Annotated in this window: 17 protein-coding genes and 1 tRNA gene; 8 read left to right on the forward strand and 10 right to left on the reverse strand. The window is 61.3% G+C overall.

Going from position 1 to position 15,966, the window contains the following annotated elements; genetic code table 11:
* Nucleotides 1-2: 2 nt before the first annotated feature.
* Nucleotides 3-656, forward strand: a complete 654-nt coding sequence (gene eda / locus AAF659_RS09395; protein WP_349751485.1) for a bifunctional 4-hydroxy-2-oxoglutarate aldolase/2-dehydro-3-deoxy-phosphogluconate aldolase — start codon at nucleotides 3-5, stop codon at nucleotides 654-656.
* Here eda and AAF659_RS09400 read toward each other — a convergent pair whose 3' ends face one another.
* From AAF659_RS09400 to AAF659_RS09410, 3 genes are all read right to left on the reverse strand, one after another.
* Nucleotides 657-1,097, reverse strand: coding sequence for a VOC family protein (locus AAF659_RS09400; protein WP_349751486.1), 441 nt, complete (start codon nucleotides 1,095-1,097; stop codon nucleotides 657-659).
* Between the two features lie 34 nt (nucleotides 1,098-1,131).
* Nucleotides 1,132-1,473, reverse strand: coding sequence for a hypothetical protein (locus AAF659_RS09405; RefSeq protein ID WP_349751487.1), 342 nt, complete (start codon nucleotides 1,471-1,473; stop codon nucleotides 1,132-1,134).
* Between the two features lie 171 nt (nucleotides 1,474-1,644).
* Nucleotides 1,645-2,154: a GNAT family N-acetyltransferase gene (locus AAF659_RS09410; protein ID WP_349751488.1), complete on the reverse strand. Its 510-nt coding sequence runs from the start codon at nucleotides 2,152-2,154 to the stop codon at nucleotides 1,645-1,647.
* A gap of 111 nt (nucleotides 2,155-2,265) precedes the next feature.
* Here AAF659_RS09410 and AAF659_RS09415 point away from each other — a divergent pair, with 111 nt between their 5' ends.
* Complete coding sequence (locus AAF659_RS09415; protein ID WP_349751489.1) at nucleotides 2,266-2,655, forward strand: fibronectin type III domain-containing protein; 390 nt, start codon at nucleotides 2,266-2,268, stop codon at nucleotides 2,653-2,655.
* Between the two features lie 6 nt (nucleotides 2,656-2,661).
* Here AAF659_RS09415 and AAF659_RS09420 read toward each other — a convergent pair whose 3' ends face one another.
* The 4 genes from AAF659_RS09420 to AAF659_RS09435 form a co-directional block, all read right to left on the reverse strand.
* Nucleotides 2,662-5,253 (reverse strand): CHASE2 domain-containing protein, encoded by a 2,592-nt coding sequence (locus tag AAF659_RS09420; protein ID WP_349751490.1) that lies wholly within the window; start codon nucleotides 5,251-5,253, stop codon nucleotides 2,662-2,664.
* A 29-nt stretch (nucleotides 5,254-5,282) separates the two neighbouring features.
* Entirely contained in the window at nucleotides 5,283-6,860 is a 1,578-nt protein-coding gene (locus AAF659_RS09425; RefSeq protein ID WP_349751491.1) for a FecR family protein, read from the reverse strand.
* 106 nt (nucleotides 6,861-6,966) lie between these two features.
* Nucleotides 6,967-7,668 (reverse strand): response regulator transcription factor, encoded by a 702-nt coding sequence (locus AAF659_RS09430; RefSeq protein WP_349751492.1) that lies wholly within the window; start codon nucleotides 7,666-7,668, stop codon nucleotides 6,967-6,969.
* A 148-nt stretch (nucleotides 7,669-7,816) separates the two neighbouring features.
* The gene (locus tag AAF659_RS09435; RefSeq protein WP_349751493.1) at nucleotides 7,817-9,994 is read right to left on the reverse strand and encodes a DNA topoisomerase III; all 2,178 of its coding nucleotides are present in this window, start codon (nucleotides 9,992-9,994) and stop codon (nucleotides 7,817-7,819) included.
* Nucleotides 9,995-10,065: 71 nt separating this feature from the next.
* Between AAF659_RS09435 and AAF659_RS09440 the strand changes: the two genes are divergently transcribed.
* Together AAF659_RS09440 and AAF659_RS09445 are read left to right on the forward strand one after the other, a co-directional pair.
* The gene (locus AAF659_RS09440) at nucleotides 10,066-10,383 is read left to right on the forward strand and encodes a BolA family protein (RefSeq protein WP_349751494.1); all 318 of its coding nucleotides are present in this window, start codon (nucleotides 10,066-10,068) and stop codon (nucleotides 10,381-10,383) included.
* Nucleotides 10,384-10,393: 10 nt separating this feature from the next.
* Nucleotides 10,394-11,020: an L-threonylcarbamoyladenylate synthase gene (locus tag AAF659_RS09445; protein WP_349751495.1), complete on the forward strand. Its 627-nt coding sequence runs from the start codon at nucleotides 10,394-10,396 to the stop codon at nucleotides 11,018-11,020.
* Between the two features lie 6 nt (nucleotides 11,021-11,026).
* On the opposite strand, the gene AAF659_RS09450 is transcribed toward AAF659_RS09445, so the two are convergent.
* On the reverse strand, nucleotides 11,027-11,683 hold the full coding sequence (locus AAF659_RS09450) for a hypothetical protein (protein WP_349751496.1): 657 nt from the start codon (nucleotides 11,681-11,683) through the stop codon (nucleotides 11,027-11,029).
* Between the two features lie 164 nt (nucleotides 11,684-11,847).
* Here AAF659_RS09450 and AAF659_RS09455 point away from each other — a divergent pair, with 164 nt between their 5' ends.
* Together AAF659_RS09455 and AAF659_RS09460 are read left to right on the forward strand one after the other, a co-directional pair.
* The gene (locus tag AAF659_RS09455) at nucleotides 11,848-12,060 is read left to right on the forward strand and encodes a hypothetical protein (protein ID WP_349751497.1); all 213 of its coding nucleotides are present in this window, start codon (nucleotides 11,848-11,850) and stop codon (nucleotides 12,058-12,060) included.
* 209 nt (nucleotides 12,061-12,269) lie between these two features.
* Nucleotides 12,270-12,416: a hypothetical protein gene (locus AAF659_RS09460; protein WP_349751498.1), complete on the forward strand. Its 147-nt coding sequence runs from the start codon at nucleotides 12,270-12,272 to the stop codon at nucleotides 12,414-12,416.
* 34 nt (nucleotides 12,417-12,450) lie between these two features.
* Here AAF659_RS09460 and AAF659_RS09465 read toward each other — a convergent pair.
* Nucleotides 12,451-12,527 (reverse strand) — tRNA-Arg (locus AAF659_RS09465).
* A 111-nt stretch (nucleotides 12,528-12,638) separates the two neighbouring features.
* Between AAF659_RS09465 and AAF659_RS09470 the strand changes: the two genes are divergently transcribed.
* Nucleotides 12,639-13,313, forward strand: coding sequence for a TIGR04283 family arsenosugar biosynthesis glycosyltransferase (locus AAF659_RS09470; protein WP_349751499.1), 675 nt, complete (start codon nucleotides 12,639-12,641; stop codon nucleotides 13,311-13,313).
* A gap of 27 nt (nucleotides 13,314-13,340) precedes the next feature.
* The gene (locus tag AAF659_RS09475) at nucleotides 13,341-13,961 is read left to right on the forward strand and encodes a TIGR04282 family arsenosugar biosynthesis glycosyltransferase (RefSeq protein ID WP_349751500.1); all 621 of its coding nucleotides are present in this window, start codon (nucleotides 13,341-13,343) and stop codon (nucleotides 13,959-13,961) included.
* On the opposite strand, the gene AAF659_RS09480 is transcribed toward AAF659_RS09475, so the two are convergent.
* Nucleotides 13,946-15,949 (reverse strand): hypothetical protein, encoded by a 2,004-nt coding sequence (locus tag AAF659_RS09480; RefSeq protein WP_349751501.1) that lies wholly within the window; start codon nucleotides 15,947-15,949, stop codon nucleotides 13,946-13,948. The genes AAF659_RS09475 and AAF659_RS09480 overlap by 16 nt on opposite strands.
* Nucleotides 15,950-15,966: the final 17 nt, after the last annotated feature.

Here is a 15,966-nt window from a genome sequence, read left to right on the forward strand (position 1 = left end):
CTATGCACAGCGACTGCGGCAATCACCATCAGCGCGATCTGGAGCACTGGCTGCGCCGAGCCAGAGTGGTGCCGATCCTAACTCTGGATGAAGAGACGGACGCCGAGCCAGTGGCTGATGCCCTGGTCAGCGGTGGCGTACGGTGTCTTGAGGTAACGCTGCGGACTACTTCGGGGCTGGCGGCCCTTCGGCGTCTGCGCCGCCGGTTCCCGGAACTGGTTCTGGCTGCAGGCACGGTGCGTTCCATTGAGGATTACCATGGCGCCATTGATGCGGGTGCAGACTTTGCCGTTTCCCCGGGATCCTCCCCTTCCCTGCTGCAGTACGGCGTTACGGCCAGCATCCCGCTGCTTCCGGGCATCGCCACACCTACAGAGCTGCTGAACGGGTTTGACCTGGGCTACCGCGGGTTCAAGTTTTTCCCTGCCGTTGCCAGTGGTGGCCTTGCCATGGCGCGCTCGCTACTCGGCCCCTTTGCCGAGGCCTGGCTGGTACCTACCGGAGGCATTAAAGGCGAAGACGCGGCTGTCTGGTTGAAGGAGCCGAACGTGGCGGCGATAGGCGGCACCTGGCTGGTGCCGGAAGATCGGATTGCGGCCCGGGACTGGCCCGGGCTCGAAAAGCTTGCAGCGGAAACACTCAGATCTCTGGAGTGATCACCAGCTACCGATGTTCTCCATGGAGGCCCAGGGTTCCATCGGTTCCAGTGCATCGCCTTTCTGTAGCAGCTCAATGGAAATGCCGTCGGGCGAGCGCACGAAAGCCATATGGCCATCGCGGGGCGGGCGGTTGATGGTTACCCCGTTATCCTGCAGGTGGTGGCACAGCCCGTAGATGTCCTCCACCCGATAGGCAAGGTGACCGAAGTTGCGCCCGCCGGTGTATTCCTCTGGATCCCAGTTCCAGGTCAGCTCCAGCATGGGGGATTTATTGGCATGTGCGGATTCACGATCACCCGGGGCGCACAGGAAAACCAGGGTGAAGCGGCCCTTCTCGCTGTCACGGCGGCTGACCTCCTCCATGCCCAGAAGCTCGCAATAGAAGTGCAGGGACTCATCGAGGTCACTGACGCGGACCATGGTGTGAAGGTATTCCATGGGATGCCTCCTGTTGGAAGAGTGACGGTCGGGGTCAGTTGGAACCATCCCCGTTGGGATGGCAATTGTGGATGTAATGAGAGGCGTCAACAATGCCTCCGGTCTTGAGGTATTCCTGCACCTCCGGTGAGCAGTTGAGATAGAACAGCAGCAATTCCCTCTGTATGTCCTGATCCTGAACCCGGGAGGCGAAATGGATCATGTCGCGTATGGTGTCGTCGCTGTCCCAGGGGAATTGGCGTCGATAACGCAGCTCAAGCAGTTTGCTGAGGCGCTCCAGGTGATAGTCGCCGGTGTAGGTCAGATGGTCCCGCAACCGGAACCGCTGTTTCCCGGATTGCGGTCTGCCCCATTGCCAGAGAGATTTGAGCAGCACGCTGTATTGCCTCCCGATGCTTGCCGGCCCATCCAGTAAAGATCAACCAGCATTATGCCTTTGCCGCTGAGTGTCCAATACGCCCTGTAACGTCTATTTACAAACACTAGTTCATTTTTGGCAGTCGTGTGAGGGGAAGCACAGGATCGATGCAACGCATTGTGCGCTGAATCAAGGTTCAGAAGTGGTTGTTTCCGGCATCAGTGACTTGTGCATGACGGTGCGCATAAGGCTGACGCCGTTGCCTGCGACCACCTGCTCACGCCTGACCGTCTGGAAGCCAAGACGCAGGAATAACGGCAGGGATGCGTCGCTGGCCCGAGTCACCAGGGTGGCGACCCGGTTCTCCCGGGCAACTGTTTCCAGCTGAATAACGAGACTTTTCCCGACTCCGTGTCGCTGCCAGCCGTCATCCACATAAAGCATGTTGATCAGGGTAAGCGGGCAAAGCTGAGCAAAACCGATGGCGCTGCCATCCGCAAACGCCACTACTGTTACTCCCTGGCGCAGCTGGGCGTCGGCGCTGGCGGCATCTGCGGCCCATTGGGTCCAGGCATGGCGTTGTGTGGCGGAATAGAGACCATTATCCACAGCTGCGATGCTGCGTCGGTAAAGGCTCAGTAACGGAGCGCTGTCATCATGTGGCAGCAGATGCTGATAATGGATACCATCCGAGTGCATGGTCTCAGACTCCCGTCATTCAACGTATCAAAAGGCTGCTGTATTAAACACACTTTTACAAAGTTAGCCGGTACGATTATTGGTGAATCGTCAAAAAACCGGTGTAAAAAGATGTCATATACCGCCAGAAAATCGTTCACCCATGCGGCCATCCTGAGTCTTGGTCTGGTATTGGTCGGCTGCCAGGGAGGTGGCGGTTCCGATAACAGCCAGGAGGCAGCCTCGCTCGCGCCGGACAGTGCGCTGTTGAGCTGGGACGCGCCGAGTCAGCGGGAAAACGGTGAAACGCTCAAAGTGGGCAGCATCGATCATTACGTGGTCTCCTGGGGGCAGGATCCCGAGAACCTGAGTAATACGCGGGAAGTGGGCTGTGAAACCTGCGTGGATATGGAGTATCTGATTGAGGATTTACCGGAAGGAACCTGGCACTTCACGGTCCAGACCCGGGATACACAAGGCAATCTTAGCGGCAAAGCGGATCTGGCCAGCAAACAGATCTGATCCGCGTCAGGGCTGCAGGGGCAGATAAAGCCGGAACGTAGCGCCACGCCCAATGGTGCTGACCAGGTCCACAGTGCCACTGTGGCGCTCGGCCACCGTCTGCACAAAGGCCAGGCCCAGGCCCGCGCCATGGGTACCGGCAATCTCCTGGTCCTGCTGCCGGCGGAAGCGCTGGAATACCAGGGGCTGATTCTCCGGAGCAATACCCGGCCCCTGGTCCGCTACCGCCATCACGCCATAACCGCCCGCCTTTTCGACTGTTACTGCCACATCTGTGGACTCCGGGCTGTACTGCAGAGCGTTGGTCAGAAGGTTGATCACGGCCCGCTCCAGCAGTTCGGCATTGCCCATGAGCCACAGGTCCTCCACGCCGTCCAGCTGGATGCGGATGCCCTGGCTGCCGGCCTGCTGTTGCACTGCATCCACAGCGTTCTCGGCAATTGTGAGCAGTTCGCATTCGTAGAAGCGCTTTTCCGTCAGGTCCTCAGCGCGGGCAAGCTGCACGAATTCCTCTGCCAGCTCGTAGCTCCGGCGAGCCAGGCGGGCGATCTGTTGCAGAGTTTCCGGATCGGCATCGCGTTTCTCACGCTGCAGCTGGTCGAGCAGGGCGAGTTGCGATACAAGCGGCGAACGCATGTCATGGGAAATGAAATCAATGGCCTCACGGTACTGGCGCTGGCGTTCGCGCAGGTCCGTGATGTCTGAAAAGTTCGCGATCAGGCCTGGCTGGCGCCAGCGATTCTGGCGGAAAGGCGTTAGATGGAACAGCAGGGTGCGGTGCCCGAGTGGGATTTCCGCGGTGAGCGGCTTGCCTTCAGTCAGCACTGACAGAATCCGGCTGCGCCAGTCGCTCTTTCCTGCGCGCGGATCTGTTTCGAGTGCTGCACCGGCAAGCAGCCGCGCCAGTGGCATGCCAGCCAAGCTTTCGCGGGGGGTATTGAACCATCCAGCGATGCGGGCGTTAACGAATTCGATCACACCAACCGCGTCTGTCACGATCACGCCATCGGGCATGCGCTCAAAGCCCGTGCCGATGAAGCGGCGCATGCCGGCCAGATTGAGAGCTGCTGAATGCACTTGCTCGATTCGGCGTGACAGTCGCTCTCGGCTGGTTTCTATAGGGGGTTCCGCGGCACCGGTATGCAGGGGCAGTCGGTCGAGATACGAGCGCCGTTGCTCGTCTGCGCCACTTCCTGGCCAGACCAGTCCCAGTTCATGCCAGACGTCATTGCGATAAAAGCGGATACGGCTGGTGGTGGCCTCGTGTTGCCACTTGCCGGGTTGCTGAAGGTGGCTGGTGGTAGCCGGGGGCTGGCCGCGTATGGGCTGGCCCTGAGTGACCAGCCAGCCGTTACGGGCACCGAGCAGTTCCTGCAGGTGCTCCAGCAAGCGAGCTGGCGCCGTATCCGCCAGTTCGCGGGTGGGTACGTTGCGATCATGGCCCAGGGCGTCCAGTTGGCGGTTGAGAAAGTGGGTCATCAACGCCAAGCGTTCTGTCGTCCAGATCGGGAACGCCAGTACGGCCACCAGCGCCGGGGCTGAGGGAGGCATCCAGATCTGGATCCAGCGCATGGCCAGAGCGCTGAGCAGCAGGGGCAGGGCGGTCAGGGTAGCGCTCAACATGAGCGTGCGTGCCGGCCGCATGCGTGGGAAAGCCAGCGTGATCAGCAGAATAATCCCGATTCCGGTGCCGGCTACGGGCCAGAGCGAGCCCGGATGGATGAGCCGGTCCTGGGCAATCGCGGCATAGGCGTTGGCGTGGAACGCCACACCAGTGAGGGGCGTGCCGCTGCCGGAGACAGGCGTGGGCAGTACGTCGCCGAAACCGGCGGCGGTGTGACCAACAAAGAGAGCGCGGCCTGCGAGTTGGGAATCGGGGACGCGGCCTTCGAGCACATCAATGTAGGAAAAGCGTGGAATCGCGCCCGGTTGAGTGAAGGGTATGTGGACACGGTTACTGCGCACGTTCACATAGGGCGCTGCCTGCGCCATGGCCTCTGGTGCGGTACGCTGAATTCCGGTCTGCAGCGCCAGGGCATCCGCGAGGCTGGGCCAGGTGGCTTCTCCCATGCCCTGGCGTCGGAACAGGGTGCGCGCTATGCCATCATCATCCAACGCCGCATGCACATGACCGAGTGCCGCGGCAGCCCGGGTCAGCCGGGCGGTCGGGAGGAATTCCTGCAGAGGCATGTCGCTGTTTCCAGGGAAGATGTGGAGAGGTAGGACCACATCGCCATGGCGATTCATGGCTTCGGCGAGACGACGGTCGTCATGGCCGTTATCCGATGGCTCGGTGAACAGAATGTCCAGCGCAATGGCCCTGGCGCCCGCGTCGTCCAGCCGTTTGATCAGGCTCGCGTGGCGGTGGCGTGCCCATGGCCAGCGGCCCAGGGCTTCCAGACTTTTCTCGTCTATGGCGATGATCGCCAGTTCATCAGGGGGCGTGACCGGCATCAGACGGATCAAGGTGTCGTGCAGCCAGAAATCAAGCCGTTGGGTGACGGAGGTGCTGAGCAGCAGCACGAGCACCGCCAGCAGGGGCAGGGCCAGATGCCAGCGGGCCAGGCGTCTTGAGGGCAGCAGCTCGGCGGTTTCCATAATACGGGAAGTCCCTTCCGTTCAGGGGGTCATTCTACAGCGATTTCGCGCACTTCTCCCCAGTTACTGCGCATGGGCTCGCCAGCCAAGCCTTTGACGCGCACATGATAACGCTCTCCCGGCGTCAGGCGCAGCCGCACTTCATTGGCGCTGACCTCACGATCTTCGACGATCTGTTCGAAATCACTGTCCCTGGCCAGCTGCAGGCGATAGCCCTGAGCGTTGTCGACGCTCTGCCAGTACAGATTGACCCGGTCATCGATGGTGTTGGCACTGATCACCCGGGTTGCCTCCAGCTTGCCGGCAAGCTGGAAACAGTTCACGGCGCTGGTTGCCGTGGTGTCGCCACCGGCACGTGTCGCCACACGCCAGCAGTAGCGGCCGGGCTCCAATGGCTCACTCAGGTGCGCGCTTTCGCTCGTTTCCCAAGCACTGGCGGCTACGCTTTTCTCGAATTGCGGTGAGCGGGCCACCTCCACCCGGGCCTGCTCGGAATCCCCCTGCAGGGACCATTCAAAGTGCGGCTGGCTGTCTTCAAGGGTGGCGTCACGCGCGGGTTTCTGGAGCAGCGCCGGCCGTGCCTGCAGGCCGATCTCAAATTTGAGTGTGTCGGTGCCACCCTGTCGGTCATCGCGCAAGCTGGTAAGCCTCAGCCGGTAATCGCCGTTGGTCAGCCCCGCAAATGAGTGGCTGTTGCCAGAGACCGTTTCACTGGCCACCCAGTTACCGTCACGCCGGTATAGGTCAAGGCGGAAACGTGCCACCTCCCGCGGGGCCTCCCAGGCAACATTCACGGGCAGCTGCTGTGCTGCAGCCGTGCCAGATGTGATGCGTGGGGCAGGCGGTAGCGGCTTGATAACAGGCTCAGCACCGGCATCGGTGGACAGGAAGGCAGAGTAGCCTTCGCGGATCGCCTCGGCGTCCTGAGGCGTGCCGAACCAGACTTCGCCCTTGCGCACCTCCAGAAGCGTGCCATCTTCCCGGCTTTCCAGGCCGAAACGGGTACCCCTGACCGCGGCGACAGCAGAGGGCGTGTGGATCTCAAAGCGCGAGCCATCCTCCCGGCTGCCTTCCTCCACACGGGTCTCGATGCGACCGCGCTCCAGTCTCAAGCGGGTATCGGCCATGGCGCCCTGACCGTACTGGGTCAGGCGGTTGAAACGCAGCCGCGAATCCGGCTCGATGGCCAGGGTGGCGCCGTCCGCCAGCTCAATGCGAGCATAGCCATCACTGGCTGTGCGCACACCATCGCCAACGTTCAGTGTATCTCCCTCGTTCAGTCGATTACGGCTGCCCTCCGGGTGGCTGGTGCGCCAGGCTTTACCGCGCACCGAAGTCGTTGTAGCTGGTTTGGGGCGGTGTTGCAGCCACTGAACCGGTACCTGAAGGGTCTCGCCGGGTTCCAGTGCCGCATCCTGAGCGCGCCCGTTGTAACCCATCAGCTGGGCGGCATTGCGGCGCTGCGTCAGGAAGCGGTCGGCAATGGCGGCGGGGGTGTCATCCGGTTTGATGGTGTAGGTCCAGTCGCCCCAGGATTCCACAGGCGCGGGAGCGAGGCTCAGTTGCGCATTGTCGGAGCCGCGGGCAACATCGCCGTAAACGGGCATGGCACACAGCACCAGTACGGTTAGAGTGGCTGACCACAAACGTGCTGGCCTGTGATGTACTGATCTGGATGCTACTGCCTGCTGCCCCATGAATTCCTACCTGCTTTCAGGCGCTTTCCGGCTCCTGGTCCACCGCTTCCAGTCGATAACCGCGCTGGTAGATCGTCTTGATGCGGTAGCCGTTCTCCGGCTTGATGCCCAGCCGCCGTCTCAGGCGGCTCATGTGTGTGTCCACGGTCCGTGTATTGATGTCACTGGATACGCCCCAGACCCGCTCAAGGAGCATTTCCCGAGTGAGCAGCCGACCCTGGTTCTGGAACAGAAACAGAGTCAGATCGAAATCCTTGTCAGTCAGTTCGATCAGTTCACCGTGGCAGTGGATGGAGCGCTTGGTGGTATCGATGACAAAGGGCCCGAATACCAGCTCCTCTTTCTCCACCTCCGGATGCACTCGGCGCAGCAGTGCCCGTACCCGCGCCAGAAGCTCCCCGGGGCGTAGTGGTTTGGACAGGTAGTCATCCGCACCCGCATCCAGGGCCTGGATGATGTCCTGCTCGCTGACACGCTGGGTCACAAAGAGTACCGGTATGGGCCAGTCCAGATTCAGCCGGACCTGACGGAGAACTTCGATCCCGTCGATGTCCGGGATCTGCCAGTCAAGAATGAGCAGATCGTAGCTCTTATGGTTGACCGCACTGAGAAACGCCTGCCCAGTGGTGAAACAGTCGCACTGTTTGTCGTCCTCGGCCAGCAGCTCCGCGATGCGGTCTGCCTGTTCCTGCTCATCCTCCAGCAGTGCAATGCGCATTGAGCCCTCCGGGTTCCTTCAGTAATTCGCACGCCCTACAGCGTTCCACAGGCCAATCCTGTGCTGCAGTTGTTGAAATCTTGTTAAGGGTAACATGGAATAATGCCACTGGTTTCTCAAGGCATTAGCCGGTTTTTTTGAAATCCCGTCAAACGGATTTTGTATCGGGGCGCCCTTCACGATCCGGCACCGTTGTGCGGCATCCCGGGTATCGGCTGCAGCCCCAGAAGGGACCCTTAGGCCCATTGCGGCGCACCAGTGGCGCGTAGCAATAAGGGCAGGGAACCGGCGCCTGATCCATGCCATCGCTGGTGCCCTCGGCTTGAGGCTGAGCTTCGGCCCGGGGTTCCGTCTCTTCCACGATGCGACGGGTGCCCTTGCACCCGGGAAAGCGTGAGCAGGACCAGAATTCCCCATAGGGCCCATTGCGCCGGCGCATGGGGGCCCGGCAGAGGGGGCAGTGGACACCGGTCTGCTCCGGTTCCGGTGGAGCGAAGGCGCTGCGGGCTGGTTCGATCAGGGTCCGAATGTCGGCGGCAAGCTGGGCCAGGAAGGCCTCAGTGTCGCCATCGCCCTGGCGGATCGCCTCCAGTCGTGACTCCCAGATAGCGGTGCGGTCCGGAGTGGTGGCATCTTCCGGCAGGCCCTCGATCAGGGCACGGCCTTTGTTCGTCGCGTGGATGGAACGGCCATCGCGGTAGAGAAAATCCCGGTTGAACAGGGTCTGGATGATGGCCGCACGGGTGGCTTCTGTGCCCAAGCCGTCGGTCTCACGCAGAGTACGGCGCAGGCTCTCGTCCTTCACGAAGCGGGCGATGCCGGTCATGGCTGAGAGCAGCGAGGCGTCCGTGAATGCCAGTGGTGCCCGGGTGGTTTTCTCCAGGCAACGAGCTTCGTGGCAGTGCACCGGTGTGCCGGGCTCAAGCCGGGGCAGGGGGGATTTGGGGGGGGCGTCTTCCTGGCGGCGGCGAACCGGTTCCAGACGCTTCCAGCCCGCGTGAAGGAGGCCTGTCTCGCGGGCGCGGAAATGCTCACCGGCAATGGTTGCGCTGAGGTGTCCTTCCCGGTGGATGGCGTCGGTTTCGAACTGCATCAGGTAGAAACGGGCCACCAGGTCGTAGACGGCGCGCTCATTGGTACTCAGTTTCTGCACATCCATCTCGCGCCGGGTTGGGATAATGGCGTGGTGGGCGCCCACCTTGGCGTCGTCCCAGGCCCGGCTGCTCCGACTGGGATCCTCCGGCACACCGGCTGGCGCCAGCTCCGGGAGGTTGTGCCGGATAGCTTCGAGCAGCTCATGGCGATCTTTCCAGTGCGCTTCGGGGAGATAGCGACAGTCCGAACGTGGGTAGGTGATGAGACGATAGGTCTCATAGAGAGACTGGGCGGCAGCCAGCACCTGTTCCGCGCCAAGGCCATAACGCTTGGCCGCCGTGATCTGGAGTATGGAAAGCGACAGCGGCAGCGGTGGGGCTTCGCTGCGTTCACGGAAGCGGGCATCAGTGATCTCGCCGTCCTGAGCGGTGATTCTGGTTTTTACCTGCTCCGCAGGCTGGCGTTTGAGGAGGCGGCCGTCCTCATCCATGTGCGTGGCGTGCGCCTCGCCAGGTTGCCAGCGGGCCCGGAACAGCGCCTCCGGTGTTGCCGGCGGCGCCAGGGCAGCGTCCAGCTGGAACCAGGGCGTTGGCTCAAAATCCCTGATAGCCTGGTCGCGTGCGACTACCAGCCCCAGAACCGGTGTCTGCACCCGCCCCACGGAGAAAACGCCCTCCTTGCCCTGTTGCTGATGGTAGAGGGTGTAGGCGCGGCTCAGGTTGATGCCGTAAAGCCAGTCCGCACGCTGGCGCGCCTCCGCTGAGGCCTTGAGCGGCGCGTAGCGTTGGTTGCTGGCTTCCGCCTCAAGGGCCTGGCGTACGGCGGGCGGGTTGAGGTCGTTGATGAGCACGCGCCGTACCGGCCCGGAGACACCACACCACTCCAGCACCTCATCCACCAGCAGCTGACCCTCGCGGTCCGGATCGCCGGCATGGATGACGTCATCCGCCGTGGCTGTGAGGCGTTCCAGAATGCCCAGCTGGTCGCGAACATCTTCTTTGGGGCGGCGCTGCCAATGATCCGGGATTATGGGCAGCAGATCCATGCGCCAGCGGCGCCATTCCGGACGGTAATCGCCAGGTTCGATGGGCTCCAGCAGGTGGCCCACGCACCAGCTCACGTACAGACCGCCACCACAGTCCAGATACCCCTGCCGACGCTGGGGACTGTTGGTAATGCCTGTGGCAATGGCGCGTGCGAGAGAGGGCTTTTCCGCGATATAGAGGCGCATTCGGGCTCCTGCCGGACGCTGTGCTAGACTCAGGGCAGTATTGTAACGAATTCGTAGACGCCGGAGGTGGCATGTCGCTGCATTCCCAGATCGAGTCGCTTCTCAAGGAGCATTTCAGCCCGCAAGTGCTCTCCGTGGAGAATGAAAGCCATCAGCACGCTGTGCCGGCCAACTCCGAGACCCATTTCAAGGTGGTGATGGTGGCGCGGGCGCTTGAGGGGAAACGCCGTGTTGGTCGTCACCAGGCCGTCTACGGGGCCCTGGATGAGCCGTTGAAGCAGGGCGTCCACGCGTTAACGCTTCATCTATATACGCCGGACGAATGGCAGTCCCGCGAGAGCGGAGCGCCGCAATCCCCGCCCTGCATGGGCGGATCCAAGACAGGCTGAGGAGGCGGACATGAGCCAGTTCTTCGAGATCCACCCGGAAAACCCCCAACCCCGCCTGATACGCCAGGCCGTGGAGATTCTGAAAAAGGGCGGCGTAATCGCCTACCCAACCGATTCCGCCTATGCATTCGGTTGTGCTCTGGACGAGAAGAAGGCGGCCGAGCGCATCAAATGGCTGCGCAATCTGGACGATAAGCACAATTTCACCCTCGTGTGTAAAGACCTTTCGGACATCGGCCCCTATGCCAAGGTGGATAACGTCCAGTTCCGCCTTCTCAAATCCCACACGCCCGGGCCCTACACCTGGATCATGGACGCCACCAGCGAGGTACCGCGGCGGCTGTTGCATCCCAAACGGCGCCAGATCGGGATCCGTATACCGGATAACCGCATCGTGGAGGCGCTGGTGAGGGAAGTGGGCGAGCCCATCATGAGCTCAACCCTGTTGATGCCTGGTGAGGCATGGCCCATGAATGATGCTGAGGAGATCCGTGACCGGCTGGAACACCATGTGGATCTGGTGATTGAGGGTGGTTACTGTGGCCGTGAGCCCACCACGGTGGTGGACCTGTGCGGTGAGGTGCCGCAGATTCTGCGCGAGGGTAAGGGCGATCCCACGCCCTTCCAGGAGTCGTGAGCCGTTTCAGTTCGGCTGATTGAAACGGATTTCGAAATCAGCCGCCGGATCCTGACCGGCGCCGGATTCATCCGTCATAACCTGTTTACGCAGTTCCTGGTAGCGGTGAGCGATGTCCTGGAGGCGGTTATTCTCCGGGGTCTCGCTCACCAGACTCTCCAGCATGGAATTGCCTTCCCCGTAAGCCTGGGAAATGCGTGACACATTTTCCAGGTACTCCACCGTCGGCTGGTTGGTGCTCAGGCGGTTGAAAGCAGCCTTGAAAGCCCGGTTCTGGTTGAGATCGTTCTCGATGCGATCCCGGGTTTGCGGTGCGATCTGGGCATCCATCTCAATATCACCCAGATTGTTACGCCGGACCGCCATGCGGGTGCCCAGATCAACTTCCAGCTCCTGCAGCTTGGTACCGATGGTTTCCTTCACAAACCCACTGTCCCGCGCCACGGCGTTTTTGAAATCCTGCATGGGCAGATCGGCCAGGCTGACATTGGTGCCTCCCTGTTTCTCGAGAGTGACGCGCTCGTCAGCAATGGAGGTGGCCGTCTTGCGTGGAACAGCCTCACTTTCCTGGGCCTGCTGCGGTGCCTTCTGCTGCGCACCGCTGGTCTCGGTGCCCTGAAGGGCTCTAGCGCCGAAGTTCAGTGCCGCATCCAGAATACCCATGATCGGTTCGCTCCTGGCATAGGTTTGCCGGTTTTCCGTCGTACCAATTCCGGTATGCAGGAATCAGGCCATTACGGTCAGCAATCCACCCGCCACCATTGAGCGTATGATCCACACAGTAGCCAAACCGGCTGCCAACGTTTTGTTCAACCGGATCGGTAACTGTGCCAAGACGCATTTTCAGGTTTCTCAGTCGAATAGGGATTGCCGTCACACTGCTGGGTATTACGGGGTTGCTGCTGGGCTTTCTCGGCGTGCTTCAGTTTGAGGATTATGCGTTTGGGCTGTCTGCGGGTGTTCGAATGTTGGGATCTGTCGCAATAGCGGGTTGTCTGATCAGTGCCATTGGCTTTCTGGGGCTTGAGTACGGCCCCTGACTTAAAAAAGGCTGGAACCGGAGTAACGCTATGTTTCAAAAATCGGACTTTTTCATCATTCTCGCGGTAGCGATTTCATTCGTGATATCGGCCTACCTCTGGTTCGTGATGCATGATCGCGAGCAGGCAATCTTCACTGCGATCTGGATTCCCTCGATTTTCACCTTTGGAATCTACTTTAAGCTTTGTGCACTGATGGGGAGAAAAAAATGACTTTTGACCTCATCTACCCAGCAATAATCGTTTTTGGCCTGATGCTCATCGGCGTTGTAATGACCGTATGGGAGTTCAACCGGGAAGAAGGCAGGGATAATAAAGATAATAACGAGGATCGCGTGGATCTGCGGAAGAAATAGCAAAAGCCAGGTAACAGCTGTTTGCCCGTGATGATGGTGCCCCCGGCAGGATTCGAACCTGCGACCTACGCCTTAGGAGGGCGTCGCTCTATCCTGCTGAGCTACAGGGGCAAAGAGGCGCCTATGGTAGCGGGCTCTGCATCCGGCATCAAATCTGGTGGTTGCCGTTTTTGAATAAGCGGGCCTAGACTGGCCCGTTTGCTCGTGGCTTAGAGGGTACGTTTGCAGATCTCCATCATCATGCCAGTGTTGAATGAGGCAGCCTCGATCAGGGGTACGCTAGCTGCGCTGCAGTCGTTTCGGGCGGGTGGCTGTGAGGTGATCCTTGCGGATGGCGGCAGCGACGACGGCACCCGGGAAGCGGCAGACGGTCTTCATGACCAATGGGTTGTCGGCTCTCAGGGCCGTGCCCGCCAGATGAATGCCGGTGCGGCAGCGGCCAATGGCAATCTGTTGCTGTTTCTGCACGCAGACACCCGCCTGCCTGGTGACGCGCTGCAATGGCTGGCGCGTTTTGAGGCCAGCGACCGCCGCTGGGGGCGTTTTGATGTGCAGCTTTCCGGTCACCGCCCTTTGTTCCGAGTGATTGCCTGGTGCATGAATCGCCGCTCCCAACTGACAGGGGTCGCCACCGGCGATCAGGCCATTTTTGTGCGGCGCGGCCTGTTTGAAAACGTGGGCGGCTACGAACCCATTGCGCTCATGGAAGATGTGGCGCTGAGCAAAACGTTGCGGCGCCATTGCCGTCCTTATTGCATTCCTGCTTCGGTAATCACGGACAGCCGGCGCTGGGAGGTGAACGGTACCTGGCGTACTATAGCGTTAATGTGGCGGCTGCGCTGGGGCTATTGGCGGGGTGAGGCCCCGGAGGTTCTGGCCCAGCGCTATCGCGGCTGATATGGATCGCAACAGGGACGAATAATAATGCAATATCCACCTGCGGTGATGCAGTTCGCCAAATGGCCCCGAAAAGGTGAGGTCAAAACCCGCCTCGCCGCCGAGCTGGGTGAGGGCAAAGCGTTGGACGCTTACCTTGCGCTGACGGAGGCCGTGCTGAAGAACCTAATGGACAGTGGCTACCCGCTTACGTTCTGGTGGGATCGGGAGATTTCAGAACCACCAGGGGAGGCGGAGGGCGTCCTGCGTCGTTTGCGTAAGGGTGGCATTCCCCAGCGTGTTCAAAAGGGCAGTGACCTGGGCGAACGCATGAACCATGCGTTGGCGGAAGCGGTCGCCCACGCCGGGGCCGGCATGATCGTTGGGAGTGACTGCCCGGCAGTCACGCCACAGTACGTGCGGCGGGCGGCGCAATCACTGGAAACGGCGGATGTGGTGCTCGGCCCGTCTGACGATGGTGGTTTTGTTTTGATTGGTGCCCGCAGGACTGTTCCCGGCATGCTGGAGGGGCCAGCCTGGGGGAGCGGGCAGGTTCTGGAACAGACTCAGCAAGTGCTCCACCAGAAAGGGTTCCAGGTGGCATGTCTGGAGCCGCTCTGGGATGTTGATGAACCCGAGGACTGGGCACGCTTTCAGCGCCTGCGCTGAAAGTACAGGCTCAGCCCCTGGCCCACCAGGCTCTGGGCCCCCGTGCCGAAGGCCTGAGTCTGGAGCTGTTTGACTACGGCGCCAGTGGCCAGATTGGCGCCGTCCGTATCGCAGGCTCGCAGCAGCTTCCAGTCCACCTCACTGCTCAGGTTGTCCATCAGCGCATCCAGCTGGCTGATGTCTTCCGGGAAGAACCAGCGCTTGCGGCAGCCGGCGGTGGCGTAGAAATCCGGCTCGTTGAGGAGCGCCTGATACGCTTGATGTTTCGGGTTGTTCAGGATCATCCGGCGAAGGCGGCGTAACGTTTCCGTTGTCGGTTGCAGCTTATGCCGTTCCATCATGCGCCGCAGGGCCACGTCCACGCGGCTGGCACCGTGTTCGCCGGTATGGATGTGCAACAGCCCGCCGCTGTCCAGCGCTTGTTGGGCAAGTGTCTTGATCGGTGTGCCTTCGTGGGTTTCCGAGGGCAGCTGGCGGATCTCCACCATCTGCACCTGATTGCCGTCCTGGATGAAGCGGGTGGCTAGTGAGTAGGGCCAGAAGACAATGTTCTGCAGGTCTTTCTCCCGCGCAAGGCGGTTGCCGTGAGCCAATCCGGCCAGGTTCTCGTCCACCGCAACCACTTCCACGTCGGTGAAGTAGTGCGCCAGCTCCATGGCATGCTGGCCCGAACCGGCGCCGATCACCAGGATGCGTACGGTCTCCGGCCAGGTACTGGTATCGATGCCAAGGCTTTGCGCCAGTTCCTGCTTGAGCGGCTGGGCATGGTGAAGACGCAGGTTATGCCAGCAGGGCCAGGCATGAGGCAGGTCTTCGCGGGCCAGCGCCAGCTCGTCCTGTTTCTCCTGGAACTGCTGCTTGTAGGCTTCTTCTTCCGCCTTGTGGTAGTAGCTTTCCGCCATCAGGGGCTGCATGCCTTGCGGCCAGTCCTCTAACGTGAACCGACCGATGTGCTGGGCGTAAGGCTGATGGAAAAGCGCGCCGTAGAGGCTGCGCAGGATCAGCCCGGCAGCGACCTCTTCCGGCTGGAACGGGGCACGGAGTTCCACCTTGAGATTGGCATCCAGCTCTCGTAAAAAAGCCTCTTCTTCCTCCGTGACCATCTGCGCAAAGCCGGTACGGTTGGCGTACCGGCTTTGCGCCATGGCCAGGCGCTGGCGCGATTCGTAGAGCTCGCCGGTGTCCCGCACCTCCATCAGAAGGGCGTGGCGGGCGCGGGTAATCAGTTTTTCCAGGTCCGGGTCCACCAGCAGGGTGGTTTCCAGCGCCAGCAGCAGAAGCTCATCCGTGCAGATGGTATCCAGCAACCAGTCTCCGGCTCCTGTATCCGCCGCATATTGTTGGCGTAACAGGCGGGTGACGAAACGGCTCAGCTCCTGGTGGGGCAGTCCCGGATGGGAAAGGAGGCGGATGGCGTCGTGTGCCAGGGCTGAATCGGCCCTCTGGATATCCAGGTGACGGGCGCATTCAAGCATGCCGGCGTAGACCGAGTCCCAGTTGCGGTTGCAATCCAGCAGGCAGCGATAGTGAAGGTAGGCCTGGTCAAACCATTGCTGCTGACGCAGAGCGTGGGCCTTGCCGGCGAAGGCGGGGGCGGACTGGCGGTCCTGGTTGAGCGCTTCATCAAACAGCACCTCGGCCTGCTCGGGCTCCTCCCGCATCAGGGCCAGATAGCCCAGGTTCGCCAGCACCTGGCCCGAGGCTGGCGCCGCAACGCGAGCGCGGTCCAGCAACTCAGCCGCCTGGGCGAGCTGGCCCTCATCCATGGCAACGCGACCCAACAGGTTCAACGCCTCAGGGTGTTCTGGCTGCGCAGTCAGCACTACATCGAGCGCCTCACGCACCTGCTGGCGGGCGTGCCCGCGCATGTCTGGCTCCGTATCCGGGCTGTTGGCGAAGCGGTACAGCTCGTTCGCCTGCAGCAGGCGTCGGGCCATGGCCGCTTCCTGTTCGCGGGTTACCTCTTCCAGTTGGGTCTGCGCCTGCATGTTGCCCCCTTATTGGT

Origin of the sequence: Salicola sp. Rm-C-2C1-2 (assembly GCF_040196175.1) — a bacterium.
GTDB lineage: Bacteria > Pseudomonadota > Gammaproteobacteria > Pseudomonadales > Oleiphilaceae > Halospina.

What these genes read in the sequence shown, in the direction of transcription:
- eda (WP_349751485.1), top strand. Translation starts at nt 3, where the DNA reads ATGCACAGCGACTGCGGCAATCACCATCAGCGCGATCTGGAGCACTGG.
- AAF659_RS09400 (WP_349751486.1), bottom strand. Translation starts at nt 1,097, where the DNA reads ATGGAATACCTTCACACCATGGTCCGCGTCAGTGACCTCGATGAGTCC.
- AAF659_RS09410 (WP_349751488.1), bottom strand. Translation starts at nt 2,154, where the DNA reads ATGCACTCGGATGGTATCCATTATCAGCATCTGCTGCCACATGATGAC.
- AAF659_RS09415 (WP_349751489.1), top strand. Translation starts at nt 2,266, where the DNA reads ATGTCATATACCGCCAGAAAATCGTTCACCCATGCGGCCATCCTGAGT.
- AAF659_RS09420 (WP_349751490.1), bottom strand. Translation starts at nt 5,253, where the DNA reads ATGGAAACCGCCGAGCTGCTGCCCTCAAGACGCCTGGCCCGCTGGCAT.
- AAF659_RS09425 (WP_349751491.1), bottom strand. Translation starts at nt 6,860, where the DNA reads ATGCCCGTTTACGGCGATGTTGCCCGCGGCTCCGACAATGCGCAACTG.
- AAF659_RS09430 (WP_349751492.1), bottom strand. Translation starts at nt 7,668, where the DNA reads ATGCGCATTGCACTGCTGGAGGATGAGCAGGAACAGGCAGACCGCATC.
- AAF659_RS09435 (WP_349751493.1), bottom strand. Translation starts at nt 9,994, where the DNA reads ATGCGCCTCTATATCGCGGAAAAGCCCTCTCTCGCACGCGCCATTGCC.
- AAF659_RS09440 (WP_349751494.1), top strand. Translation starts at nt 10,066, where the DNA reads ATGTCGCTGCATTCCCAGATCGAGTCGCTTCTCAAGGAGCATTTCAGC.
- AAF659_RS09445 (WP_349751495.1), top strand. Translation starts at nt 10,394, where the DNA reads ATGAGCCAGTTCTTCGAGATCCACCCGGAAAACCCCCAACCCCGCCTG.
- AAF659_RS09450 (WP_349751496.1), bottom strand. Translation starts at nt 11,683, where the DNA reads ATGGGTATTCTGGATGCGGCACTGAACTTCGGCGCTAGAGCCCTTCAG.
- AAF659_RS09460 (WP_349751498.1), top strand. Translation starts at nt 12,270, where the DNA reads ATGACTTTTGACCTCATCTACCCAGCAATAATCGTTTTTGGCCTGATG.
- AAF659_RS09475 (WP_349751500.1), top strand. Translation starts at nt 13,341, where the DNA reads ATGCAATATCCACCTGCGGTGATGCAGTTCGCCAAATGGCCCCGAAAA.
- AAF659_RS09480 (WP_349751501.1), bottom strand. Translation starts at nt 15,949, where the DNA reads ATGCAGGCGCAGACCCAACTGGAAGAGGTAACCCGCGAACAGGAAGCG.